The organism is Streptomyces sp. NPDC041205 (assembly GCF_055591765.1).
This window is the reverse complement of sequence record NZ_JBVIZH010000007.1, coordinates 23988-46458: the sequence shown is the minus strand read 5'-3', so window position 1 is coordinate 46458 and position 22471 is coordinate 23988. Positions and strand designations below refer to the sequence as shown.

Annotated in this window: 23 protein-coding genes; 8 read left to right on the top strand and 15 right to left on the bottom strand. The window is 72.7% G+C overall.

What is annotated here, in order from left to right; genetic code table 11:
• Positions 1-240 precede the first annotated feature (240 nt).
• On the top strand, positions 241-1107 hold the full coding sequence (locus ACZ6BG_RS27790; protein WP_469006341.1) for an LLM class flavin-dependent oxidoreductase: 867 nt from the start codon (positions 241-243) through the stop codon (positions 1105-1107).
• A 115-nt stretch (positions 1108-1222) separates the two neighbouring features.
• Here ACZ6BG_RS27790 and ACZ6BG_RS27785 read toward each other — a convergent pair whose 3' ends face one another.
• Both ACZ6BG_RS27785 and ACZ6BG_RS27780 read right to left on the bottom strand, forming a co-directional pair.
• Complete coding sequence (locus ACZ6BG_RS27785) at positions 1223-1900, bottom strand: TetR/AcrR family transcriptional regulator (protein WP_468454182.1); 678 nt, start codon at positions 1898-1900, stop codon at positions 1223-1225.
• Between the two features lie 101 nt (positions 1901-2001).
• Positions 2002-4056: an ATP-binding protein gene (locus tag ACZ6BG_RS27780; RefSeq protein WP_469006338.1), complete on the bottom strand. Its 2055-nt coding sequence runs from the start codon at positions 4054-4056 to the stop codon at positions 2002-2004.
• A gap of 177 nt (positions 4057-4233) precedes the next feature.
• Here ACZ6BG_RS27780 and ACZ6BG_RS27775 point away from each other — a divergent pair, with 177 nt between their 5' ends.
• Entirely contained in the window at positions 4234-5322 is a 1089-nt protein-coding gene (locus tag ACZ6BG_RS27775; protein ID WP_469006336.1) for a PP2C family protein-serine/threonine phosphatase, read from the top strand.
• Between the two features lie 203 nt (positions 5323-5525).
• On the opposite strand, the gene ACZ6BG_RS27770 is transcribed toward ACZ6BG_RS27775, so the two are convergent.
• Positions 5526-5654 (bottom strand): hypothetical protein, encoded by a 129-nt coding sequence (locus tag ACZ6BG_RS27770; RefSeq protein ID WP_469006333.1) that lies wholly within the window; start codon positions 5652-5654, stop codon positions 5526-5528.
• A gap of 195 nt (positions 5655-5849) precedes the next feature.
• Between ACZ6BG_RS27770 and ACZ6BG_RS27765 the strand changes: the two genes are divergently transcribed.
• Positions 5850-6803 (top strand): esterase/lipase family protein, encoded by a 954-nt coding sequence (locus tag ACZ6BG_RS27765; protein ID WP_469006331.1) that lies wholly within the window; start codon positions 5850-5852, stop codon positions 6801-6803.
• 98 nt (positions 6804-6901) lie between these two features.
• Here ACZ6BG_RS27765 and ACZ6BG_RS27760 read toward each other — a convergent pair whose 3' ends face one another.
• Complete coding sequence (locus ACZ6BG_RS27760) at positions 6902-7246, bottom strand: hypothetical protein (RefSeq protein WP_469007182.1); 345 nt, start codon at positions 7244-7246, stop codon at positions 6902-6904.
• A gap of 5 nt (positions 7247-7251) precedes the next feature.
• Positions 7252-8889, bottom strand: a complete 1638-nt coding sequence (gene ctaD, locus ACZ6BG_RS27755; RefSeq protein WP_469006327.1) for an aa3-type cytochrome oxidase subunit I — start codon at positions 8887-8889, stop codon at positions 7252-7254.
• A gap of 106 nt (positions 8890-8995) precedes the next feature.
• Here ctaD and ACZ6BG_RS27750 point away from each other — a divergent pair, with 106 nt between their 5' ends.
• Complete coding sequence (locus tag ACZ6BG_RS27750; protein ID WP_469006325.1) at positions 8996-9541, top strand: RNA polymerase sigma factor; 546 nt, start codon at positions 8996-8998, stop codon at positions 9539-9541.
• Positions 9534-10487, top strand: a complete 954-nt coding sequence (locus ACZ6BG_RS27745; protein ID WP_469006323.1) for a CU044_5270 family protein — start codon at positions 9534-9536, stop codon at positions 10485-10487. The genes ACZ6BG_RS27750 and ACZ6BG_RS27745 overlap by 8 nt, the downstream gene beginning before the upstream one ends.
• 16 nt (positions 10488-10503) lie before the next feature.
• Here the strand turns inward: ACZ6BG_RS27745 and ACZ6BG_RS27740 are convergent, their stop codons facing one another.
• Complete coding sequence (locus ACZ6BG_RS27740) at positions 10504-11511, bottom strand: SGNH/GDSL hydrolase family protein (protein ID WP_469006319.1); 1008 nt, start codon at positions 11509-11511, stop codon at positions 10504-10506.
• A 260-nt stretch (positions 11512-11771) separates the two neighbouring features.
• Between ACZ6BG_RS27740 and ACZ6BG_RS27735 the strand changes: the two genes are divergently transcribed.
• Positions 11772-12149 (top strand): nuclear transport factor 2 family protein, encoded by a 378-nt coding sequence (locus tag ACZ6BG_RS27735; protein WP_469006317.1) that lies wholly within the window; start codon positions 11772-11774, stop codon positions 12147-12149.
• Between the two features lie 68 nt (positions 12150-12217).
• On the opposite strand, the gene ACZ6BG_RS27730 is transcribed toward ACZ6BG_RS27735, so the two are convergent.
• The 3 genes from ACZ6BG_RS27730 to ACZ6BG_RS27720 form a co-directional block, all read right to left on the bottom strand.
• Entirely contained in the window at positions 12218-12550 is a 333-nt protein-coding gene (locus ACZ6BG_RS27730) for a putative quinol monooxygenase (protein WP_469006315.1), read from the bottom strand.
• Positions 12551-12615: 65 nt separating this feature from the next.
• Entirely contained in the window at positions 12616-12981 is a 366-nt protein-coding gene (locus ACZ6BG_RS27725) for a PH domain-containing protein (RefSeq protein ID WP_189731390.1), read from the bottom strand.
• A 69-nt stretch (positions 12982-13050) separates the two neighbouring features.
• The gene (locus ACZ6BG_RS27720) at positions 13051-13536 is read right to left on the bottom strand and encodes a MarR family winged helix-turn-helix transcriptional regulator (RefSeq protein WP_469006312.1); all 486 of its coding nucleotides are present in this window, start codon (positions 13534-13536) and stop codon (positions 13051-13053) included.
• 131 nt (positions 13537-13667) lie between these two features.
• Between ACZ6BG_RS27720 and ACZ6BG_RS27715 the strand changes: the two genes are divergently transcribed.
• Positions 13668-15185, top strand: a complete 1518-nt coding sequence (locus ACZ6BG_RS27715; protein WP_469006310.1) for an MFS transporter — start codon at positions 13668-13670, stop codon at positions 15183-15185.
• A gap of 2 nt (positions 15186-15187) precedes the next feature.
• On the opposite strand, the gene ACZ6BG_RS27710 is transcribed toward ACZ6BG_RS27715, so the two are convergent.
• From ACZ6BG_RS27710 to ACZ6BG_RS27700, 3 genes are all read right to left on the bottom strand, one after another.
• The gene (locus ACZ6BG_RS27710; RefSeq protein WP_469006309.1) at positions 15188-15907 is read right to left on the bottom strand and encodes a hypothetical protein; all 720 of its coding nucleotides are present in this window, start codon (positions 15905-15907) and stop codon (positions 15188-15190) included.
• 88 nt (positions 15908-15995) lie between these two features.
• Positions 15996-17627: an outer membrane protein assembly factor BamB family protein gene (locus ACZ6BG_RS27705; protein WP_469006307.1), complete on the bottom strand. Its 1632-nt coding sequence runs from the start codon at positions 17625-17627 to the stop codon at positions 15996-15998.
• A gap of 88 nt (positions 17628-17715) precedes the next feature.
• Complete coding sequence (locus tag ACZ6BG_RS27700) at positions 17716-19326, bottom strand: outer membrane protein assembly factor BamB family protein (RefSeq protein ID WP_469006304.1); 1611 nt, start codon at positions 19324-19326, stop codon at positions 17716-17718.
• A gap of 88 nt (positions 19327-19414) precedes the next feature.
• Here ACZ6BG_RS27700 and ACZ6BG_RS27695 point away from each other — a divergent pair, with 88 nt between their 5' ends.
• Complete coding sequence (locus ACZ6BG_RS27695; protein WP_469006302.1) at positions 19415-20011, top strand: TetR/AcrR family transcriptional regulator; 597 nt, start codon at positions 19415-19417, stop codon at positions 20009-20011.
• On the opposite strand, the gene ACZ6BG_RS27690 is transcribed toward ACZ6BG_RS27695, so the two are convergent.
• The 3 genes from ACZ6BG_RS27690 to ACZ6BG_RS27680 all read right to left on the bottom strand — a co-directional run bounded on the left by ACZ6BG_RS27690 (position 20008) and on the right by ACZ6BG_RS27680 (position 22142).
• Entirely contained in the window at positions 20008-20832 is an 825-nt protein-coding gene (locus ACZ6BG_RS27690) for a GAF domain-containing protein (RefSeq protein ID WP_469006300.1), read from the bottom strand. The genes ACZ6BG_RS27695 and ACZ6BG_RS27690 overlap by 4 nt on opposite strands.
• Positions 20829-21587 carry an ANTAR domain-containing protein gene (locus ACZ6BG_RS27685; RefSeq protein WP_469006297.1) on the bottom strand — a complete coding sequence of 253 codons (759 nt, stop codon included), beginning with the start codon at positions 21585-21587 and terminating at the stop codon, positions 20829-20831. Before ACZ6BG_RS27685 ends, ACZ6BG_RS27690 begins: the two co-directional genes overlap by 4 nt.
• 159 nt (positions 21588-21746) lie before the next feature.
• The gene (locus ACZ6BG_RS27680) at positions 21747-22142 is read right to left on the bottom strand and encodes an STAS domain-containing protein (protein ID WP_469006295.1); all 396 of its coding nucleotides are present in this window, start codon (positions 22140-22142) and stop codon (positions 21747-21749) included.
• Positions 22143-22471 lie beyond the last annotated feature (329 nt).

Below are 22471 nucleotides of genomic sequence, written 5' to 3'. Positions count from 1 at the left end.
GCGCGACGAGTGTGGACAACGGGGTCCACCGGTAGGAACTGGCCTGCCGTGAACGTCCGTTGGGAATTGCCCGCACTGGTGCCCCCTCGCCCCGTGGCACATCACGCCCGCTGATGTGAGAAATGCTATCGGCGGGGCGAGATCGACAAGGGAAGACAGGAAGAAAGAGGCGCGGACGCGCACGGACGGGGCGCGCGAAACCCGTTGCCCGACCTGGCCCGCCCGCGCCACCATGCCCGCATGCGCTTCTCGATCAACATTCCGAACTTCGGTGACTTCGCGGACGCCAGGATCGTCGCCCGGGTGGCGGTCGCCGCCGAACAGGCGGGCTGGGACGGGCTGTTCGTGTGGGATCACGTGGTGCACGACAAGGAGGTGCAGCGGGGGAAGCCGTTCGGGGACCCCTGGATGCTGCTCACGGCGGCCGCGCTCGCCACGGAGCGGATTCGGCTCGGGACGCTGGTCACGCCGGTGGCCCGGCGGCGGCCGCAGCAACTCGCGCGGCAGGTCGCCACGTTGGACGTCCTCAGTGGTGGGCGGGTGACGTTCGCGGCGGGGCTCGGTGGTCCCGTCCAGGACGAGTACGCCAGTTTCGGTGAGCCCACCGATCCCAAGGTGCTCGCCGAGCTGCTCGACGAGGGGCTCGGCCTGCTCGACCGGTACTGGTCGGGGGAGCGGGTCTCGCACGACGGCAAGCACTTCCGCGTCGACGACGTGCAGCTGCTGCCGGCCTCCGCGCAGCGGCCCCGTCCGCCCGTGTGGATCGCGGGCTTCTGGCCGAACCGGCCGCCGATGCGCCGCGCGGCCCGCTGGGACGGCGCAGTCCCGCTGTTCAAGTCGGCCCGGCACGGGGAGATCCCGCCGCTCGACGAGGTGCGGGAGCTGGTGGCGTACGTACGGGGGCAGCGGGAGGACCCGGCGGTGCCGTACGAGATCGTCCTCGGCGGCGCCACGCCCGGCGACCCCGCCCGCGCCCGCGACCTGCTCGGTCCCCTCCGCGACGCGGGCGCCACCTGGTGGGACGAACGCCAGCTCCAGACCGGGCCCGGCCTCGACCGCCTCGACGCGGTGCTGCGCCGGATCGAGCAGGGGCCGCCGGAGCTGTAGGCCCGCCGGGCGGTCGGGGGACGCGGGGCTCCCCGGAGCGAGGTCGACGCGCTCCTCGGGGCGGCGCGGCAGGCCGGGGGAGGGGCACCAAGCCGGGCGGGACGACGTCGTACGGCTACGCCACCCCGCCCCTGCCCTCCGGCGGCTGCAGCAACCCCATGAAGATCAGCAGCAGTTCGTCGACGATCGTGTCCAGGCTCGCGTCGACGTACCCCGCCGTCCAGTCGTACAGCAGGCCGTTGACCGCGGCGACGAACCCCTGCGCCGCGATCCGGTAGTCCCGCGCCCCTATCTCGCCGCGTGCCGCGGCCTCGTCGAGCGCGCCGACCAGGAGGTCCACCCAGCCCTTCCGGGCCTCCAGGCGCTGCTTCTCCAGCTCGGGGCTGACGCCCGTGACCTCGACGAAGGCGATGCGCACGAGATGGGGATTGGCCGTGAGCACCCGGGCGTAGGCACGGAACGCGGTGTCGGCGCGCTCGCGGACGCTGCCTTCCGTCGCGGTGGCGAGGGCTTCCACGATGGCGGCCTGTGCCGCCTTCTGCACATGGCCGTGGAGCACGGCGAGCACCTCTTCGAGGTTGCGGAACTCCTCGTAGAACTGCCGCGTCGACAGGTCGGCCCGCGCGCACAGCGTCGCCACCGACGCGGAGCGGTACGCGCCGGGTCCGGCGCCGAAGAGCTCGACGCCCGCCTCCAGGAGCCGCTGTCGCCGCTCGGCCCGGCGCTGCTCGGCGGACTTGCCCCCGTACGCGCGCGCGGCTCGCCGCGCGTCCCGTGCCTCGTCGGACAACACCGATCCCGCTCCCCTCGCCCGTCCGCCGTCAACGTCCCGCCCCTGCCCGGAAATTGTCGCGCAACCGGGGCCCGCGCGCCGGGTTCCCGCGGGCCCCGCGCTCACACCGCCAGCGCCTCCGTGACGACCGCGTCCAGGTCACCCTCGTACCCCGCGCGGAACGCGGCTCCGTACGCCTCGTCGCCGATGAGGCCGCGCGCCGCCGTCTCGCAGGCCCGGCGCGCGGCGGCGAACTCCTGGGTGCCGACGCGGACGCTGCCGACGGTCTGCCAGAGCCGGTCGGCGCTGCCCAGCAGGCGGGCGGCCTGCACGGCGTCCCCGGTGGTGACGGACGCGGAGGCGAGGAGGTCGAGGGCGAGCGCTATGCCGAAGCCGTCACGGAAGAGGAGCTTGCCCCGCACCGCGGCGCGGGCGTGCGTGACGGCCTCGGCGGGCCGGCCCCGGGAGAGCTCGGCGAGGGCGCGCGTGTAGTCGCCGTACGCCCGCAGCCACAGCTCGCCGCCACGGACGCACTCGGCGCACAGCTCCACCGAGACGGCCGCGGCCTCGTCGAACTGCCCGAGGCAGACGTGCGAGAACCCGCGGGCGGCGCGGATCAGGCCCCAGGCCGCGTCGTAGCGGCCGGACGCGGGCCGGGCGTGCGGAACGGAGTCGAATGTCTCGATCGCCTCCGTGTGCCGCCCGCTGGTGCTGTAGGCGGCCCCGGCCAGATAGGCGGCGGCCTGTGGCGCGGTCGGGTCGTCCTCGTCGGCCGTCGCGTCCCGCAGGGCGCGGGCCGTGCGGAGGGTCGCCTCGGCGTCCCCCTGGCCCAGGGTGATCAGGCCGCTGGCCCACAGCGCCTTGCCCCGGATGCGGTCGGGCGTGGGGCGCAGGGCCAGGCACCGGTCCAGGTAGTGGCGGCCCTCCGTGGCGAAGCCGCAGGCGAACCAGACGAACCACAGGGTCCCGCTCAGCTCCTGGGCGCGGTGCCCGTCGCCGTCGGCGAGGCAGGAGTCGAGGGCGGCCCGGAAGTTGGCGTGCTCGGCGTTCACACGGTGGTACCAGGCCACCTGGTCGGGGCCCGACCAGGCTTCTTCGGCGGTGTGGGCGAGCGCCGTGTAGTGGTCGACGTGACGGCGCCGCACCGCCCGCTCCTCGCCGAGTCCGCGGAGCCAGAACAGGCCGAACTCCCGGATGGTGTCCAGCATCCGGTAGCGCGAGACGGGCCCGGCGGGCACCCACTCCACGATCGAACTCTGCACCAGCGACGCGAGCAGGTCCGACACGTCCCGGGCGGGCAGCCGGTCGTCCGCGCAGACCCGGCTGGCCGCCTCCCTGTCGAAGGTCCCGGCGAACACGGACAGGCGGGCCCAGACCAGGCGCTGGGCCGGGGTGCACAGCTGGTGGCTCCAGCCGATGGCGGTGCGCAGCGCCTGGTGCCAGGGCGGGTCCGCCTCGTACACGGGCTGCCGGGTCTCGCCGAGGACCTCGAAGCGGTCGTCGAGCCGCCGGTTGAGCTCGGCCGGGGGCATCTCCCGCAGCCGGGCGGCGGCCAGTTCGATGGCGAGCGGCAGGCCGTCGAGCCTGCGGCACAGCGCGGCCGCCGCGCTGTCGTCGTACCTGCCGCCGGGGGGCGACTCGCCGACGCGCAGGGACAACAGTGCCTGAGCGTCCGCCTCGGGCAGCGGGGCGAGCGGCACGACGTCCTCGACGGACAGGCCGAGCGGGCGGCGGCTGGTGGCGAGCACACGCAGCCCCGGGGCCGCCATCAGCAGGGCCGCGACCGCATCGGCGCACTCCTGGACCACGTGCTCGCAGGTGTCGAGGACCAGCAGCAGCTCACGCCCCGCCACATACTCGGCGACCGCCTCAAGCATCGGCCGTCCGCTCTGGTCCAACAGGGGCAGCGCCTCGGCGATCGCGTACGCGAGCAGCGCGCCGTCCACCAGCGGGGACAGCTCCACCCACCAGACGCCGTCGGCGAAGCGCGGACGCAGGCCGAGCACGGCCTGTCGGGCGAGGCGGGTCTTGCCGACCCCGCCGACGCCGCTCAGCGTGACGAGGCGGTGCCGCTCCAACCGGCGGTACAGCTCCGCCAGTTCGTCCTGCCTGCCGACGAGCCCCGCGTCCCGGCCCGGTGGCAGGCTGCCCGTTTCCGGTTTCCGCAACTCCGCCACGTTCGCCCCCCCTTGAGTCGTGCCCGAGGCAGTCCGTCCCATGCTGCCGCCACCGCACGGCCGCCGCGCAGGCTGTGGCGAATCGGCCACGGACCGTCATCGAAGCTGGCACAGTACCCCGCACACAGGGGCCGTGCGCGGAGAAGCCGGACTTCGCCGAACGACCAGGGGGACGCAGTGGAGACACGGCGCACATGGCTGGCCGCGGCAGCGGGCGTGGAGGCCGTCGCGGCCTTGGTCGAGCTCGCCCTGCCCGTTCCCTCGTACGGGCTGCCGTTGATCGGGCCGCTCCTTGCCGTCCACCGCCTGTCGGCGCGCGTCACCGCCGTTCTGGGGGCCGTGGCCGTCACCGTGACGCTCCTCGGCGCGTCGCCCACCCGGTCGAGCGCGCTGGGCGTCGCGTCGAACGTCGCCGCCGTCTCGCTGTGGGCGGTGTTCACGGCGCACACCCGCGTACGCGCCGAGCGCGCGCTGGACGACGTGACCCGGGTCGCCGTCACCGCTCAGGAGGCCCTGGCCCGCCCCCTGCCCGACCGCGTCGGCCACGTCGACCTCGCCGCGCACACCCGCTCCTGCGACCCGCACGCCCTGCTCGGCGGCGACGTGCACGACGCCGTGCTCACCGCCGCGGGGCCGCGCCTGCTGCTCGCCGACGTCAAGGGGCACGGGGCGCAGGCGACCTGGGTGGCCGCCGCCGTCCTCGCCGCCTTCCGGTGCACCGCCGCCACCGAGCCCGACCCGGTCAGGCTCGCCCACACCCTCGACGACCGGCTGCGCCCCGAGCTCGGATCGGAGGACTTCGTCACGCTGCTGCTCGCCGACTTCCACCCCGGCGAGGTCCGCATCGTCAACTGCGGCCATCCGGCCCCGCTGCGCACCGGCCGTCGGCTGTGCCTGCTCGCTCCGCCGCGGCCCTCGCCCCCGCTGGGCCTTTGCCCCGCCCCGCGGGTGCAGCGCGTCCATCTGTCGGCGGGCCAGCGCCTGCTGCTCTACACCGACGGCCTCACCGACGCCCGCGACGGCGACCGTGTCCCCTTCCGGCTCGACGCCCCCCAGGTGCACGCGGCTCTGGCCGAACCCGCCCTGCCCGACGCGCTGGAGTGCCTGACGGACCTGGTCGGCCGGCACACCGGCGGTGCCCCGCTCGCGGACGACCTCACCCTGGTGCTCGCCCAGCCGACCCGCACCCCCGCGGCGGCCGTGCCGGAGCGGGATCAGGAGCAGGACCCGGGCTCGTGGCCGCGACCGGCCCGGCCCTCGGCGTAACCGGGCGTCGGAGGTCGGAACTTGGAGTCGGCTCGGCTGGCGTGCCCGGTCAGTTCGTGTGGTTACCGCGCCACGCAGGGGTGACCTCGGTTCAGTCCCGCAGTGAGGATGCCTGTCGCGCGGAGCCGGTGTGGTTCCGCCCGCTGTGTCGGTTGCCTGCGCTGGGCGGGCGGGGGGGGCGGGCGATACGCGATCACGACGTCCTACGGGGCCCGTTCGGGGTGGCCGCGCAGGCCGTCAGCCGTGATGAGGGTCGGGACGTAGCCCGCTTCACCGAGGGCCTTGCGGGCGCGCTCTGCCGCGTCGCCCGAGGTCAGCCCCGTCGGCGTCAACTCCCCTGGCGTGCGCGGAAATTCTCGTACGCGCACATCTTGCGCGGCTGTTTCCGTGGCCTTACTTTCAAGTAACCAAATCTGAAGTGCTGTCGTTTCAGATTTCTGGGTCCGGATCTGTCATGCCTATGACAAGCCGGTGTCCGGTCGTCCCACCCGCGCCATCCCACCCGTGCATCCGAAGGGACCGGAACCATGAACAAAACCTCCGCACCGGCCCGTTGGGCCGCGGCCCTCGCCCTGGCCGCCACCGCGCTCACCGCCGCGGCCGTCCCGGCGCAGGCCGACGAACAGCCGCGCAAGCAGTACCCCGTCGGCGGTGTCGCCGAGGGCGTGAGCAACTTCTTATTCAGCCCGAACGCCGTGACCGGCGTGAACGACTGGAAGTGCAAGCCGAGCGCCGCCCACCCCAACCCGGTCGTCCTCGTGCACGGCACCGGCGTGAACCTCGGCGCGAACTGGGTCAAGATGGGTCCGACGCTCGCCAACGAGGGCCACTGCGTCTACGCCTTCAACTACGGCATGGGCAGCCCGTTCGACTTCGGCGGGCGCGTCGGCGGGCTCACCGGCGTCGCCAAGTCCGCCGAGACGATGCGCGCGTTCGTGGACAAGGTGCTCGCGGCCACCGGCGCCAAGAAGGTCGACGTCCTCGGGCACTCCCAGGGCGGCATGATGCCGAACTACTACATCAAGCGGCTCGGCGGCGCGCAGAAGGTCGACCGGCTCGTCGCGCTCGCCCCCACCAACCACGGCACCACCCTCAGCGGCCTGGTGAACCTGGGCAAGGCACTGGGCGTGCTCGGCATCGTCAACGGCGCCTTCGACCACCTGAACCTCCAGGGCCTGAAGGACCAGCAGGAGGGCTCCGACTTCCAGAAGGCGCTGTTCGCGGATGGCGACACCGTCCCCGGCGTGCGCTACACCGTCATCGCCACGAAGTACGACCTGATCGCGAGCCCGTACAACAACGGCTTCCTGAAGGGCGACAACGTCCGCAACATCGTCGTGCAGGACCAGTGCCCGAAGAACCCGGTCGGCCACGTCGGCCTCTTCACGGACGGCCCGACGACCCAGAACGTCGTCAACGCCCTCGGCGCGGACAAGCCGGACTTCCAGCCGAAGTGCGAGGGGTACGGGCTGCCGCTCTGACGGCGCCGACGCCCGGTGACCGGGGGCGGGGCCCCGGGGTCGGCCGAGGGCCACCCCGGCCGACCCCGGCCGGCCCCACCCCCGGTCGCCCCCCCCGGCTAACCCCACCCCCAGCTCAGCTCAAGCACCGCCCCCATGAACACCGCCGCCCCCACCACGCACCACGCGAACGTCCGCCGCTGAAGCACCCGGTACGCCTCCTCGTACTCCGTGCGCAGCTCGCGCGAGCGGGCCGCCGTGCGGTCCCAGGCGCGGCGGACGAGCAGCATGTGCTCCTCGGTGTAGTGCCGCTCCACCTCCTCGCGCTGGCCGTCCGTGAGCCAGGGGAGGCGGGCGGCGAACCGCTCGGCCGCCGCCCGGCTCTCCGCCCGGGCGGCCTCGACGAGCAGCAGCCCCTCCAGGTCCCGCACCAGCGCCCGCGCGTCGGCCCCGCGCTCGTCCATCGCCGTCACCGCGCGGCCACCTGCGCCGGTGCGGGCGCCGCCGCGAGCCCGCCCTCGGCCGCCGTGATCTCGGGGTGGTGCAGGTCGAACGCGGGCGACTCGCTGCGGATGCGGGGCAGGGACGTGAAGTTGTGGCGGGGCGGCGGGCAGGAGGTGGCCCACTCCAGGGAACGGCCGTAGCCCCAGGGGTCGTCGGAGGTGACCTGCTCGCCGTACTTCGCGGTCTTCCAGATGTTGTAGAAGAACGGGAGCAGGGACATGCCGAGCAGGAACGAGAAGATCGTGGAGAGCGTGTTCAGGCCGGTGAAGCCCTCCGCCGCGAGATAGTCCGGGATCCGGCGCTGCATGCCCGCCGTGCCGAGCCAGTGCTGGACGAGGAACGTGCCGTGGAAGCCGACGAAGAGCGTCCAGAACGTGATCTTGCCCAGGCGTTCGTCCAGCATCTTGCCCGTGAACTTGGGCCACCAGAAGTGGAATCCGGCGAACATCGCGAAGACCACGGTGCCGAAGATGACGTAATGGAAGTGCGCGACGACGAAGTACGAGTCCGACACGTGGAAGTCCATCGCCGGTGACGCCAGGATCACGCCCGTCAGACCGCCGAAGACGAACGTGATGAGGAAGCCGACCGCCCACAGCATCGGCGTCTCGAACGACAGGGACCCCTTCCACATCGTGCCGATCCAGTTGAAGAACTTCACGCCCGTCGGGACGGCGATCAGGAACGTCATGAACGAGAAGAACGGCAGCAGCACGCCGCCCGTGACGTACATGTGGTGCGCCCACACCGTCACCGACAGGCCCGCGATGGCGATCGTCGCGCCCACCAGGCCCATGTAGCCGAACATCGGCTTGCGGGAGAAGACCGGGATGACCTCGGAGATGATGCCGAAGAAGGGCAGGGCGATGATGTAGACCTCGGGGTGGCCGAAGAACCAGAACAGGTGCTGCCACAGCAGCGCCCCGCCGTTCGCCGCGTCGAAGATGTGCGCCCCGAACTTCCGGTCCGCCTCCAGGGCGAACAGCGCGGCGGCGAGCACCGGGAAGGCGAGCAGCGCGAGCACGGCCGTGAGCAGCACGTTCCACGTGAAGATCGGCATGCGGAACATCGTCATGCCGGGGGCGCGCATGCAGATGATGGTGGTGATGAAGTTGACCGAGCCGAGGATCGTGCCGAAGCCGGAGAACGCGAGCCCCATGATCCACATGTCGCTGCCGATCCCCGGGGAGTTCACGGCGCCCGACAGCGGGACGTACGCGGTCCAGCCGAAGTCCGCCGCCCCCTGCGGGGTCAGGAAGCCGCCGACGGCGATCAGCGAGCCGAACAGGTACAGCCAGTAGGCGAACATGTTCAGGCGCGGGAACGCGACGTCGGGCGCGCCGATCTGGAGCGGCATGATCCAGTTCGCGAAGCCCGCGAACAGCGGCGTCGCGAACATCAGCAGCATGATCGTGCCGTGCATCGTGAACGCCTGGTTGAACTGCTCGTTCGACATGATCTGCGTGCCGGGGCGGGCCAGCTCGGCGCGCATGAACAGCGCCATCACCCCGCCGATGCAGAAGAACGCGAACGACGTCACCAGATACAGCGTGCCGATCGTCTTGTGGTCCGTGGTCGTCAGCCACTTCACGGTTGACCTCATGCCCCGTACGTGTCCGGAAGGCGGCGCGGCATCACCGCGCACCCCTGCCGCGAGAATCACAGCGGCCGGGTGTGAGGATCGGACCCATGCCGGACACCTACGGTCCATGAGCACGGACGATTCCTTCGCGGCCGCCTACCGCGAGCACTACTGGGCGGTGAGCCGGTTCGTCGCGCGCAGGCTCGACGCGGGGGAGGCCCACGAGGTCGAGGAGGTCGTGGCGGACGTCTTCTCCATAGCCTGGCGGCGCCGCGCGGAACTCCCCGAGGCGCCGCTGCCCTGGCTGTACGCCGTCGCCCGCAACTGCCTGGCCAACACCGTGCGCGGGCTCGGCCGCCGACGCCGCCTGCTGCACCGCATCGGCCTGAACGAGAGCGCCCACGGCAACCAGGTCGTGGACAGCCCGGACACCGAACGCCCCGGCTCCTGGGTGCACGAGGCCCTGGCCCGGCTCTCCGCCGCCGACCAGGAGGCGCTGCGCCTGACCACCTGGGAGGAGCTGGGCGTCGACGAGCTGGCGGTGGCCCTGGAGTGCAGCCCCGGCGCGGCGGCGATGCGGCTGCACCGGGCCCGCCGCAGACTCCGCGCGGAGATCGACCGGATGCAGATGAACGTACGAGCGGGACGAGCGGGAGCTGAGAGCCGTGACTGACCACCTTGATGACTGCGGCGACCTCGACCTCCTGCGCGCCGCCAACCCCGTCTCCGCCACCACCGGCCCCTGGCGCGACCGCCCCCTGGACCACGTCGCCGAGCGCGGCCTCAACCAGCTCCTGCACCGCACCCGCGCCCGCCGCGCCCGCCGCCGCGTCGTGCTGTGGGCGGAGGCCGCCGCCGTCGCCTTCGCCGCCGTGCTCGCGCTCACCGTGCCCGACCTGGCCGCCGCGCCCGCCACCGCCGCCGTGCCCGGCGCCCTGCACCCGCGCGACGGCGCCGCCCTGACGCTCGACCGCCTCGCCGACCGCGCGGCGGACGCCGCCCGCGACGGCGGTCCGCGGCTGCGCGAGGGCGCCCACGTCCAGACCTGGAGCCTCGCCATGGACGAGGGCCCCGACGCCGAGCGCCCGGTCACGCTGCCCGAGGAGCGGCAGGTCCGCTGGCGCCCGGACGGCAGCCGCACCGAACGCGTCACGGCCGACGGCAAGCTGCTCAGCGAGCGGATCTTCCCGCCGGGCCGGTCCGACGCCCCGCCCCGGTCCCGCCCGCCGGGCACCGCCGCCGCCCTGCGCGCCTACCTCACCGAGGTCCACGACCCGGGCTTCCCGCGCCGCACGACGCCCGCCACCACCCAGGAGATCCTCGACGCGCTGCCCTCGCTCCTCGACACCTGGACGCTCGGCGCCCGCGAGAGCGCCGCCCTGGCCCGGCTCCTCGCCGACAGCGGCGGCCTGCGGCCCGCGGGCACGGTCACCGACCGGCTCGGCCGCTCCGGCCAGGCGTACGTCCACGACTCCCGCGACGAGCACCTGCGGTACATGCTGGTCCTCGACCCCGACTCCGGCGAGCCGCTGGGCCTTGAGGTCCTGTTCACCAAGGACCGGCCGCGGTTCGCGGTCGAGGCCGGGGACGTCATGTCGTACAGCGCCTGGCGGCGCTAGCGGGGTCCCGGCGCCGTCAGCGGGTCCCGTGCGCCCGCAGCGTGTCCGCGACCGCCTGCCCGATGCGCCGGATGCCCGGTGAACGCACCGGGCACGGACGGGACTTGGCGGTCGTCGGGGCCAGGCAGAAGTGCAGCGGGTCGTCGGAGCGGTGCAGGGCGGTGCGGCCGCTCTCCGGCTCGGTGCAGTACGCGCGGTGGGCGCGCTCGTACGCCGTGCAGGGCAGCTTCTCCACCCAGGTGTGCCGGGCGCCGGCCGGGCTGACGGACCTGCCCGCGTCGGACACCAAGTCGCTGGTCGAGGCGGCCTGTTGGCGGTAGAGCGCGTTCACGCGGCGCACCCGGTCCGGGGTCATCGGGTCCGGGCCCTGCGACACCCACACCACCCGGGGCCGCTTGCCGCCCGCCTCGCGCGCGGCGTCGGTGATCTGCCCGGTCAGACGGCGCGCGTCGGCCGCGTACCGTGCGAAGTACCGGTCCCGCGCCTTGTCGTACGTGATGCCCTCCATGCAGGGCGTGTAGCCCCAGGCGTTCCCCCAGAACTGGAGCACCACATAGTCGGGCCGCAGCTCGCGCACGAGCGTCGCCGCCTTGTCCCTGTCCGGTACGAGGGAGTCCTTGCCGGTGCCCTCCAGGTAGTCGCAGAGGGTCGTGCCGGAGTAGGGCGCGCTGGTGTAGCGGGCGCCGAGCTGGTCGCGCAGGAGGGTGCCGAGGACGCTCTGGTTCTCCATGGCGAGGGAGTCGCCGAGGTAGAGGACCTTGGGGTGCGTGGTGGGGCGCGGGGCGACCTGGCCGTCCTTCTCGCCGCCGCCGGGCTTGTCGCGCTCGCCGCTGCCGCGCTCGTCGCGGGCGTCGCGGTTCGCCTCCGCGCGGCCCCGGGTGGTCTGCGACGCGCCGTCCGTGGGGTCGCCCAGGGCGGGGGCGGGCGGCGCCCCCCGGTCGGCATCGCCGCCGGAGCCCGGGTCCCCGCATCCGCCGGCCAGGAGCGCGCCGAGCAGCACTCCGATCCACCACGCCTTACGCATCCGCAACTCCCGTCCCACCCCACGGAATCGGCCCCCAGGCAAGCACAGCCGGGGCGGCGGCGGAAGTCATGCGTGCGCCGACCGTGGCGGACGGGGTGACGTCGGCCGCGTACCGGCACCACCGCGGCCATTACCTCGGGCGTAATCGACCCCCGTGCGCCCGCCCGGCAGTCTTTGGGTCACCGGAGCCCGGGCGGCGCACTCCGCCCGGTATCCGGGGACAGGACCTTGTCCCACGACACCGCCGGAGGCGAACACCCATGGCCGCACAGGACGTTCACGAGACCGCCGTCGCCCGCTACTTCGAGGCCTGGAACAGCGCCGACCCCGCGAGCCTGGGCAAGGCCGTGGCCGCCGCGTGGACCGAGGACGGCACCTACACCGACCCGCTGGCCGACGTCGCGGGGCACGAGGGCGTCGCCGCGGTGATCGCCGGGGCCCGGGAGCAGTTCCCCGGCTTCTCGTTCCGCCACACCGGTGAGGTCGACGGCCACCACGGCATCGCCCGCTTCACCTGGGAGCTGGTGTCCGACGCGGACGGCTCGGCGCCGGTGGCCGGGTTCGACGTGATCGTCCTGGCGGAGGACGGCCGGATCCGGTCGGTGCACGGGTTCCTGGACCGGGTGCCGGCCGCCTGAGAGGCGTACGCACGCGCGTGGGGCCCCGGACCACGACGGTCCGGGGCCCCACGCGCGTCTGTCTCGGGTCAGGCCTCGCGCGGCGCGACCTCGCCCATCCGGCCCCAGCCGTCCATGCCCGGGATGTCGGTGCTGACGATCCGGGGGATCTCGGCGATGGCGTACGACATGGTGTCCATCGCGGCCTTGAAGTGCGCGGACTCCACGTGCGCCGCGCCCGCCTCGCCGTCGCGGAACGCCTCGACGAGGACGAACTGGTGCGGGTCGTCGACGCTGCGCGACCACTCGAAGAACAGGTTGCCCGGCTCCTCGCGGGTGGCCCGCGTGAAGTCGTCGACCAGGTCGAGCCAGTCGGCGCTCCGCTCGGGGCGGACGGTGAACTTTACGGTGATGAAGATCATGGGGGGTCGTTCCCTGGATTGCTGTGCAGTGCACCCATGAACGTACCCCGTCCCCGGTCCTTCGACTACCTGGCCACGAACTGGGTGAGTATCGCCTGCACCTCGTAGATGTCGACGCCCTTGGTGAAGGTCTTCTCGATCGGCACGGGGTTGCTGGAGATCCATATCTTCAGCTCCGCGTCGAGGTCGAAGTGGCCCGCGGTCTCGACCGAGAAGTGCGTGATGCTGCGGTAGGGAACCGAGTGGTACTCGACCTTCTTGCCGGTCATGCCCTGCTTGTCGACGAAGATCATGCGGCGGTCGGTGAGCAGGATGGTGTCGCGGATCAGTCGGTAGGCGGCGTAGACCTGCTCGCCGTGGCCCATCAGCCGGGCGTACTCCTGCTGCGCCGACGCCGGGTCGACGGTGTGGGCGTTTCCGAACAGCGCCATGTCAGGCCCCCTCGTGTGACGATGCGTCCAGCCACCGTACGTGAACACCCGTGCGTGGGGCCTAAGGACCTACCCGCGCTGACGCGGCCTGCGGGCCGGGCGCGGACTCTCCGCCGGGGTCGCCAGATGCCCGTCGACCAGCCGGTTCAGGGCGCGCAGCAGGGCCGTGCGGTCCGTCGCCGAGAGGGCGCCGAGGGCCTCCTCGTGCACCCGGTCGACGATCCGCTGGCTGTGGGCGGCGACCTTCGCGCCCGCGGCGGTGACCGCGATGATCCGGGCCCGCCGGTCCTGGCTCGACGGCCGCCGCTCGGCGAGCCCGGCCTCCTCCAGGGCGTCCACGGTCACGACCATCGTCGTCTTGTCCATGTCCCCGATCTCGGCGAGCTGCGCCTGGGTGCGCTCCTGTTCCAGGGCGTGCACCAGGACGCAGTGCATGCGTGCCGTGAGCCCGATCTCGCCGAGCGCCGCCGCCATCTGCGTGCGCAGGACGTGGCTCGTGTGGTCGAGCAGGAAGGAGAGGTCCGGTTCCGTGCGGGCGGGTGCCATGGCGGTCATGTCGCCAGCGTAGCCGAGAAAGCGAGGGTGTGACCGAGATGGATAGTCTGCAACGAAACTATCTGCTACGGTCCTGGACATCGGACGGTCCCGGCACACGCCGGGCCGCGCCTTCGTCAACGGGAGAGCCCATGTCCGCCACCGCTTCCGCACCCGCACCCGCGCCCGCTTCCGCACCCGCGCCCGCTTCCGCACCCGCTCCTGCACCCGCGGCCAACACGGAACCGCCGCCCACCGCCCGCCAGAAACGCCTGGCCCTCGGCGTCATCGCCACCGGAATGCTGATGATCATCCTCGACGGATCGATCGTGACCGTCGCCATGCCCGCCATCCAGAAGGACCTGAACTTCACGTCGGCGGGCCTGAGTTGGGTGGTGAACGCCTACCTGATCGCGTTCGGCAGCCTGCTGCTCCTGGCGGGCCGCCTGGGCGACCTGATCGGCCGCAGGCGGATGTTCCTCGCGGGCATCGCGGTGTTCACGGCGGCCTCGGTGCTCGCGGGCTTCGCCGGCGACCCGGCGACCCTCATCGCCGCCCGCTTCCTCCAGGGCATCGGCGGCGCGATGAGCTCGGCGGTGAGCCTGGGCATCCTCGTGACCCTGTTCACGGAGCCGAGGGAGCGGGCGAAGGCCATCGCGGTCTTCAGCTTCACCGGCGCGGCGGGCGCCTCCCTCGGGCAAGTCCTTGGCGGAGTCCTCACAGACGCCCTGAACTGGCACTGGATCTTCTTCATCAACCTGCCGATCGGCCTGGCGGCGCTGCTCCTCGCGCTGCCCGCGCTGCCCGCCGACCGGGGCCTCGGCATCAAGGCCGGGGCGGACGTGACCGGGGCGCTCCTGGTGACCGGGGGCCTGATGGCCGGGATCTACAGCGTCGTCAAGGTGGAGGCACACGGCTGGCTCTCCGCCCACACCCTCGGCCTCGGGGCCCTGGCCCTCGCCCTGCTCGGCGCGTTCACCTACCGCCAGACCCGCGCCCGCACTCCTCTCCTGCCCCTCCGCATGTTCCGCTCCCGCAACGTGACGGGCGCCAACGCGGTCCAACTCCTCATGGTGGCGGCCCTGTTCGCCTTCCAGGTCCTGGTGGCCCTCTACCTCCAGAACGTGCGCGGCTACGGGGCCTCGGCCACCGGCCTCGCCATGCTCCCCGCGGCCGTGGCCATCGGCGCGGTCTCCCTCGGTGTCTCGGCCCGCCTGAACGCCCGCTTCGGCGAGCGCAACGTCCTGCTGGCGGGACTGCTCCTCCTCGTGGCGATGCTCGCCCTGCTGGCCCGGGTCCCGGTGCACTCCTCCTACGCCCTCGACCTCCTCCCCGTCATGCTCCTCGCCGCGGGCTTCGGCCTGGCCCTCCCCGCCCTCACCGCCCTCGGCATGTCCGGCGCCCGCGAGGACGACGCGGGCCTGGCCTCGGGCCTGTTCAACACCACGCAGCAGATCGGCGGCGCCCTGGGCGTAGCGGTCCTCTCCACCCTGGCGGCCTCCCGCACGGAGCGGACCCTGGCCGAGGGCGGCACCCCCGCGGAAGCCCTGACATCCGGCTACCACCTGGCCTTCACGGTCGGAGCGGCCCTCCTGGTGGCGGCCCTGGTGGTGGCGCTGACGGTGCTGCGCCCGACCCGGCCGGGCCCCTCGGACCCCGGGTCCGTCTGACGTCAGGCGGCCGGGGCGGCCCTGTCCGGGCGGGAGCGGTCCCGGCGGAACTCGTTCGGGCGCCGGTGCTCCTGGAGCAGGGCCAGGACGAGGACGAGCGTCACCGCCACCAGGTGTTCCCGGCCCGCCAGGTTCGGTTCGAGGATCGAGCCCACAACCGTCGGCACGACGGTCAGGAGGCACAGGACGGGGGCCCGCAGCCGCACCGCCAGGTAGGTGAAGAGGCCCACCACGGCCGCCGACGCGCCGGTGTCCACGTCGTGGGCGTACGCGGCCGGCACCCCGGCGAAGTGGTCGGGGCCGATGGCCACCATCACCCGCGCGCTGAGGGTGCCGGCCAGCGTGGCCGCGTACGCGGTGAACAGGGTGCGTTTCCAGCCGATGAGGAGCTGGGCCAGGCCGAGGGAGAGAAGCAGGCGGGGCAGGCCGCCCCAGACCGGCTGGTCCCGGGTCGGGACCAGCACGGAGACCGGGGTGCGGAGCAGCGACTGCCAGAGCGGCTGGTCGGCGCGGACCTCGCTGACCCGGCGCAGGACGCGGTCGCTCGCCGGGATCTGCTGGAGTTCGTGCAGGCAGACCATGGTGAGGGCGGCCGCCACGGCAAGGGACACCCCGGCGGTGCGGCGCTCCCGCAGCTCCCGCCACGCGGCCAGGCAGAGGAACTGCCACTCGGCCCGCAGGGCGGCGCGGAGGCGGCGGACGGCCAGCACAGCTCGCGGCATCGGCTGACCGTCCTCTTTCCCCCACCGCGTCGCGCCGCCCGGCACTTCGCACACATATGTCCGTCGGGGCCAGGTTAGATCATGCTTGCTATTTCGCGGCGAATCCCATCATCATGCTCGACTTTCGGTCCGAGACCGGGCGGGACAGCAGGTCGGTGCTGAGGTACAGCTTGCCGTGGCGGTAGTGCAGCTCCGAGATGAGCGGCGGCAGGGCGGTCGGGCGGGTGGTGGCGTCGAGCAGCAGGGTCTGCTTCATCGTGCGGCCGTGGACGGAGTAGACCCGGGTGACGGGGGAGCTCTTGTAGACGAGGAGGTTCCCGCCGTCCATGCGGATGGGGAAGACCGGGTACTCCTCGCCGCCCTTCAGACGCTGCCCGGTGGTCTTCCCCGTGGCCAGCGAGAACACCACGATGTCGTTCGTCGTCGTGTACTCCTTGGCGCCGTCGCGCCGCGCCGTCGCCACGTACAGCTTGCCGTTCCCGGCCACGATGCCCTTGCAGTCCTCGTTGGTCGACGACGTCCCGCAGGTGTGCATGTACTGGCCGTCCGGCAGTTCGAACTTCGTGCGCAGCTTGCCGCGGTCGTCGAGGGAGAAGATGTCGGTCGCGCCGGACGAGGTGATCTCGCCGGAGTCCGTGCCGACCACCACCGGCCAGGTGGAGATGACGTTCGGGGACTTGACGCCCTCGGGCATCTTGTAGCTCCACTTGGGCTTGCCCGTGGCCGCGTCGAGCAGCTCGACCTTGAACTGCGCCGCGCTCAGGTCACCGCAGGAGCGCACCGCCACGAGCCGGTCGCCGCCGCCGTAGCCGACGTCCCGGCACTTCTCGCCCAGCTTCGGCTTCCACAGGAGCTTGCCGGAGCGCAGGTCGAAGGCCGCGCCGCCGTACAGGCCGGACAGCGCCACGGTGTTGCCGCTGATCGTGGCCTGGTTGAACTGGGTCTTCTCCTTCTGGTAGCCGATGGTGACGGACTTGGTCCAGAGCTTCTTGCCCGTGTCGACGTCGAACGCCATGACCTCGGTACAGGGGGCGTAGCCGTTCTCGTCGTCCCCGGGCTTCGGCGCGGGCTGGGTGACGACGACGGCTATGGAGCCGTCGCCGAGGTTGGTGGAGCCCGCGCAGGACATCCCGGGCTTGTCCAGCTTCCACACGTCCTTGCCGGTGGCCGCGTCCAGGCCGGTGATCCGCTTGACCGACGCCTTCGCGTACACCTTGTCGGTGAGCCAGGACCCCTTCACCCGGTACGTGTTCGCCCCCTTCGGCAGCTTGGGCTGCTCGGCCGCGCCCTTGAACGAGGCCTTCGGGTCGGCGGGGACCGGCTCCTTCGGCTTCTCGTACGCGGGTCCGGCGCCGTCGGCCCGCGGCTTGCCCGCCGACTTGTCCTTGGAGCCGTCGTCGTCGCCCTGCTGACTGGCGTACCAGACACCACCGCCGACGATCAGCGCGATGGCGAGCACGGCGGAGCCGATGATCGCCGCCCGGCCCCGGCCCGGGGGCCGCCCGCCCCCGCCCGCCGCCGGGTTCGTCGCGGTCACCGGCTGGGGCGGTCCGAAGCCGCCGGGCTGGGAGTATCCGCCGGGCTGCCCGTACCCGCCGGGCGGCGGCTCGACCGGCGGGCCGAAGCCGCCCGGCTGGGGCGTCTGCGGGGGCTGGGGCGGCGGGGGTCCGAAGCCTCCCGGCTGGGGCGGCGGCGACTGCGGTGAGGGCGGGTTGGTCATCGTGACTCCAGGAACAGCGAGGGGGGAGAGAGACGGCGGTGCGAGCAGGGGCCGGAACGGCTGTGCGACTACTGGGGGAACGGCTGCGTCACGGTCCGAACGAGAGCATCCGCCCGTTCTTCTCCTCGCCGGCGGAACCGTGGCTCCTGCCGTCGAGGCGCGTCGGCGTGATGAACAGCCGCCCGTCGAAGTACAGCGTGTTCCCGGCGAACATGAAGACCTCGATCTTCTGCGCGGCGGCGGTGTGCTTCAGGAGCACCTTCGGCTTGCCGCCGCCGGGCGGCAGCAGCAGGGTGCGCCCGGTCATGTCCCGGTACGGCCGCGCGTACACGACCACCCCGGGCCCGTCCCGGTCGCTGACGGTGACGGGCAGGAGCTGCCGCCCTCCGGCGCCGGTGGACCACTTGGCCTTGCCCGTGCCGAGGTCGAACGCGGTGATCTTGTTGGGCCCGAGGATGTCCTTGGGCTTGCCCGCGAGGTACAGCGTGTCGTGGGCGACGACGCCCCCGACGCAGTTCTGCACGCCCTCGCCGGAGTCCCCGGCCCCGGTGCACTGCTCGAACTTGTCCTGGTCGAGTTCGATCCAGGACCGCTGCTCGCCCCGCTTGTCGACGGCGGCGACGGCCCACTTCTCCGGCTCGGTGCGGCTGCGCAGGACGACGACGGCGGGGTCGACGGAGTACACCTTTTCGATGGTCCACCCCTTCTTGCTGCGATAGTTCCACTCGGCCTTGCCGGTACGGGGGTCGAGCTTGCGCAGCCTGCCGTGGGCGAGCTTCGAACCCGCCGCGCACGACCGCACCTCGAGCAGCCCGGCGCCGCCCGCGAAACCGCGCAGGAAGCAGGCACCCTCGCGCTGGTGCTTGGTCGTGAACAGCCGCTTGCCGTCCCGCATGCGGTAGGCGTGCGCGGTCGAGTCCTGGTCGACCATGACGGTGGAGCCGCTGATCGCCACGTGCGTGGCAGTGGTGCTGTCCAGCGTGCTGTGCTCCTTGAGCTGCTTGTGCCAGCCCTTCTTGCCGGTCTTGAGGTCGATCTGCTGCAACTGATTGCACTTGGCCCCGACCCGGGCCTCGCTCGTGGTGTAGGCGACGATGACCTTGCCGTCGGGCGAGGGGTTCACCGGGGTGTCGCAGACCTCGCCGGGCAGCCGCACCCGCCACGCCCGCTCGCCGTCCGCGCTCTTGTACGCGCTGACCTCGTTGTACTCGGCCTGTGCGACGAGGCCGTCCACCCGCCACAGATCGAGCAACTGGCCGCCCTTGCCCGGCAGTTTCACGTCGTTGACGGCGAGCCAGGCCTTGGCGTCACCGGGCTTGCGTCCTGCGTTGACGTCGATCTGCCCGGCCGACCCGGTGCCCTTGCCGCCGTCGTCGTCGCTGCCGTCGCGCGCGGGCGCCGACTCGGCGTCGTCCCGCGTGGGCTTTCGCGAATCCTGCGCCACGGGCTTACGGGAACCGTCCTTGTCCCCGTCGCCGTCTCCCCGCGTGAGCACGAAGACGCCCGTGCCCACGAGCACCAGGGCGAGGGCGCCGACGCCGACGACGAGGGCGCGCTTGCGGGAACTCGTGGGCGGCTGTCCGGACGGGGCCTGGAGCGGAGGCTGAGCGGGCGGCTGCGGCAACGGCTGGGCGTAGGGGTTGCCGGGGACCGGCTGGTGCGCCGGCGGACGCCCCGGCTCGGGCTCATGACTGACCATGGCAGAGAGTGTGTCCCAACCAACGGAGTTTTTAGAGACTTTTTCTAGAAAAAGTTTTCGGTGCTGGATCTGAACTACGCTGTTCCGCATGGCGCCTAAGCAGCAGCGCGGCGAAGCCACGGTCGACCTGCTCCTGGACACGGCCCTGCGGGTGTACGCGGCATCGGGACAGCAGGGATTCACGGTCAACGCGGTCACGGCGGCGAGCGGCGTCAGCTTCGGCAGCCTCTACCACCACTTCGGCAGCTTCGACGGTCTGGCCGCCGCGCTCTACATCCGCTGCCAGGACCAGCTCTGCGACCCCGTGGTGGCCGCCGTCACTCGCTGCCGCACCGCCCGCACCGGCGTCCAGGCCTTCGTCAGGGCGTACCTGGACTTCACCCGCGAGCACCGCGACGTGGCCACCTTCCTGCACGCCTCCACGTACTCCCGCTATCTCGCGGCCCACGCCAAGGAGGTGATGGCCGCCAAGGAGGCCAAGTTCGCCGCCATCTCCTCCTGGATGTACGCCCGCGTCGCCGCGGGTGAAGTGGCCGTGCTGCCCGACCAGATGATCGAGGTCCTGCTCCTCGGCCCGGTCGCGGAGACGGCCCACCGCTGGCTGTCCGGCACCTACGAGGTGGATCTGGACGAGGCGATCCGGGTGCTTCCGGACCGGATCTGGCGGTCGTTGCGGGCGGACTAGGACCTGTCCGGCGTCGGGTCGGCGTGGCGTCCTGGCTCCCCTGGCTCTCCCGTCTCTCCTGGCTCTCCCGGCTCTCCCGGCTGTCCGGGCGCCGGGATGGCGGTCGTGTCGAAGCCGTCCGAGATGATCCGTCCCGCCAGCTCCGACAGGCGCAGATGATGGGCGCGCGCGTACGAGCGGAAGGCCGCGAAGGCGTCGTCGACGGAGGTGTTCCAGCGCTCGGCGAGCACCCCCTTGACCTGCTCGACCAGGATGCGGCTGCTCAGCGCGGCCTCCAGCTGGCTGTTCTCGACGTGTGACTGCTCCAGCGTGCGCTGCTGGAGGATCGCGATGGTCGCCACGTCGGCGAGTGCCTGCGCGAGCGCGGTGTCGTCCGGGGTGAGCGGCGCCGGGGCGGCCTGGAACAGGTTGAGGGCGCCGACGACCCGGTTGCGCAGGCGCAGCGGCAGCGCGTGCGTGACGGAGTAGCCCGTATCGCGGGCCCGTACGGCGAAGTGGGGCCAGCGGGACGTCTCCGCCGGGGACGTCAGGTCGATGTTCGTGCGGGCGGCCCCGCTGTGGTAGCACTCCACGCAGGGGCCCTGGTCGTGCTGGAGCGCGAACAGCTCCAGGAGCCGGGCGTGTTCGTCCGAGGCGGCGATGATCTGCAGCTCGTCGTGCGCGTCCACGAGCAGGATGCCCGCCGCCGACACGTCGAGCAGTTCGACGCAGCGGGTGGACAGGCGTTGCAGCAGGTCGAGTACGTCGAAGTCCTCGACCAGGGAGTCCGCGACCTCCACGAAGATCTCCGCAAGACGTCGTTCGCGGGCCATACCGATCATTCCTCTCCACCGTCGGGCGAACACGGCCCGTCCTTGTCGTCGTCGAAACCGTCGTCGAAACCGTCGTCGAAACGGAGCCTGCGGGCGACCACGTCGGCCGAGACTTCCCCGAGGGGCCGCCCGCTGCTGTAGGCGTGGGCCCGCAGCCGCAGCAGCGCCTCCTCCATGGACACCGTGAGCTGGACGCTGATCATGCCGGTGGCCTGGTGCACGGCCGGGCGGTTGAGTCCGGCGAGCCGTGCGGGCCCGGGCCCCGGCCCACCGCCGTTGCCTTCGCTGCGCCGGTCCCCGTTCAGGAGCGTGCCGGTCAGCGCGGCGGCCAGGGCGCGGGCGTCCATCGCCTGCTGGGCGCCGAGCCGCCGGTCCGCGGTGCTCAGCACGGTGAGCACGCCCACCCGGATGACGCCGACGCACAGCGGGAAGCAGCACACGCCGTGCACGCCGAGTTCCTGCGCGCCCCGCAGCAGCTCGGGCCATCGGTCGGGGCGCACCCGGCCGAGGTCGGGTTCGAGGACGGGGGAGCCGGCGCGGACGGCATCAGGACCCGGGCCCTCGCCGAGGGTGAACTGCAACTCCTCGAACCGCGCGCTCACTTCGGGGTAGTGCCACAGCGGCTCCGCCATCCGGTCGGCGCCCACGAGCACCGCCAGCGCCACGCCGTCGGCGCGCAGTGCCCACGCGCACGCCCGCGCGAGGTCGACGTCGTCGTACCGGCGCAGCGACCGCAGGACGGCGGCCATGCCGTCACTGATCACCGGAATCCGTTCCTCGATGGCCGAGCCGGGCCGCCCTCGGTCGGGCCGCCCTCGGTCGGGCCGCCCCCGGTCGGGCCGCCCCCGGTCGGGCCGCCCCCGGTCGGGCCGCCCCCGGTCGGGCCGCCCCCGGCCGGGGCGTCGACCGGCCGCTGCCGTGCCTCACGCGGGCCGGTCCGCCGCAGGGGGGCGCCGCTCGCCCTCGTCGGCCTGTACGCCCCGCCAGGCGTCCCGTGCGCTCGCGTACCGGGGAAACCGGTCGACGAGCCCGCTGGCCCGGAGCACGAGCGCGGTCCCCGGGCCGGTGCGGACGAGGCGGAGCCAGCCGAGCCGCCGTCGGCAGTCCTCCCAGGCCGCGCAGAGGGGCGAGAGGACGCTGCCGTCCATGAACGTCACCTGGCTCAGGTCGACGATGAGCCAGGGGCGGCCGGGCCTCAGGCCGCGCGCCCGGTCCAGGTCGCGAACCAGGTCAGGGACATTGGTCAGGTCCAACTCGCCGTTGGCTTGAACTAGTTGGCAGTCCTCGAACAGGTCGGGATACGGGCCCATGGGTCCCATCGCCTCTGCCTTCCGGGTGCTTTCGCCTTGCGCAGGGCCTCTGTTGCGCGGGGTGGGACTGCACGGAGAGGGCCGGGGTCACGGGCGGCCGTACGACCAGCGTACTGCCGGGGGCGGCACGGGTCCCGGCCGCTTCAGGTGTGCGCACAGGCCGTCGGTGCGGGTACCGCGCGTGACGCTTTCTGGTGGTTCGGGGGCGGTAGCTGACCGGGGGAGCGGGGCTGCCGCGGGTCCTGTGGGAGCCGCGGCAGCCGCGGCACGCGGCTCCGGTGAAGACCGCTCTCGCGAAGCCCTTTTTCCCGCCGGGCGAGTACGGTGGGCACACCGAG

Bases quoted from the DNA above. Each gene is read 5' to 3' on its own strand.
- ACZ6BG_RS27710 (WP_469006309.1), bottom strand. From the start codon at position 15,907: ATGCCGCGAGCTGTGCTGGCCGTCCGCCGCCTCCGCGCCGCCCTGCGG.
- ACZ6BG_RS27750 (WP_469006325.1), top strand. From the start codon at position 8,996: ATGAGCACGGACGATTCCTTCGCGGCCGCCTACCGCGAGCACTACTGG.
- ACZ6BG_RS27735 (WP_469006317.1), top strand. From the start codon at position 11,772: ATGGCCGCACAGGACGTTCACGAGACCGCCGTCGCCCGCTACTTCGAG.
- ACZ6BG_RS27790 (WP_469006341.1), top strand. From the start codon at position 241: ATGCGCTTCTCGATCAACATTCCGAACTTCGGTGACTTCGCGGACGCC.
- ACZ6BG_RS27760 (WP_469007182.1), bottom strand. From the start codon at position 7,246: ATGGACGAGCGCGGGGCCGACGCGCGGGCGCTGGTGCGGGACCTGGAG.
- ACZ6BG_RS27700 (WP_469006304.1), bottom strand. From the start codon at position 19,326: ATGGTCAGTCATGAGCCCGAGCCGGGGCGTCCGCCGGCGCACCAGCCG.
- ACZ6BG_RS27765 (WP_469006331.1), top strand. From the start codon at position 5,850: ATGAACAAAACCTCCGCACCGGCCCGTTGGGCCGCGGCCCTCGCCCTG.
- ACZ6BG_RS27730 (WP_469006315.1), bottom strand. From the start codon at position 12,550: ATGATCTTCATCACCGTAAAGTTCACCGTCCGCCCCGAGCGGAGCGCC.
- ctaD (WP_469006327.1), bottom strand. From the start codon at position 8,889: ATGAGGTCAACCGTGAAGTGGCTGACGACCACGGACCACAAGACGATC.
- ACZ6BG_RS27690 (WP_469006300.1), bottom strand. From the start codon at position 20,832: ATGATCGGTATGGCCCGCGAACGACGTCTTGCGGAGATCTTCGTGGAG.
- ACZ6BG_RS27715 (WP_469006310.1), top strand. From the start codon at position 13,668: ATGTCCGCCACCGCTTCCGCACCCGCACCCGCGCCCGCTTCCGCACCC.
- ACZ6BG_RS27705 (WP_469006307.1), bottom strand. From the start codon at position 17,627: ATGACCAACCCGCCCTCACCGCAGTCGCCGCCGCCCCAGCCGGGAGGC.
- ACZ6BG_RS27695 (WP_469006302.1), top strand. From the start codon at position 19,415: ATGGCGCCTAAGCAGCAGCGCGGCGAAGCCACGGTCGACCTGCTCCTG.
- ACZ6BG_RS27725 (WP_189731390.1), bottom strand. From the start codon at position 12,981: ATGGCGCTGTTCGGAAACGCCCACACCGTCGACCCGGCGTCGGCGCAG.
- ACZ6BG_RS27740 (WP_469006319.1), bottom strand. From the start codon at position 11,511: ATGCGTAAGGCGTGGTGGATCGGAGTGCTGCTCGGCGCGCTCCTGGCC.
- ACZ6BG_RS27680 (WP_469006295.1), bottom strand. From the start codon at position 22,142: ATGGGACCCATGGGCCCGTATCCCGACCTGTTCGAGGACTGCCAACTA.
- ACZ6BG_RS27720 (WP_469006312.1), bottom strand. From the start codon at position 13,536: ATGACCGCCATGGCACCCGCCCGCACGGAACCGGACCTCTCCTTCCTG.